Here is a 265-nt window from a genome sequence, read left to right as displayed (position 1 = left end):
CTCGGTGATGATTTCTCCGGTCGCAGCTAGTGATGTGGTGATGTGGTTGTCGGCGATGACCATGAGGATTTTTTGTTTCTTGAATGCGCGCCCGATGCCTAGGTGGAAGAGTTTGCCGGCGTAGCGGACGGTGACTTTGCCGTTGTCCCAGACGATGTCTTTTCTGGTGCGCCATTCTTGTGTGGGATTGTCGTTGGGGCTGGCTTTTGTGCCGGTGGTGTAGCTGTGGTGTGGGGTGTGTCGTCCTAGTGCGCGGTGTGGGCGT

Annotated in this window: 1 pseudogene; it reads right to left on the bottom strand. The window is 56.6% G+C overall.

Features of this window, described 5'->3' with window-relative positions:
• A pseudogene (locus tag QP891_RS11760) lies at window positions 1–265 on the bottom strand (IS481 family transposase); the annotation flags it as partial.

The organism is Corynebacterium sp. MSK310, from assembly GCF_030227355.1.
In the GTDB taxonomy this organism is placed as follows: domain Bacteria; phylum Actinomycetota; class Actinomycetes; order Mycobacteriales; family Mycobacteriaceae; genus Corynebacterium; species Corynebacterium rhinophilum.
This window is presented reverse-complemented; position numbering and strand designations above follow the sequence as displayed.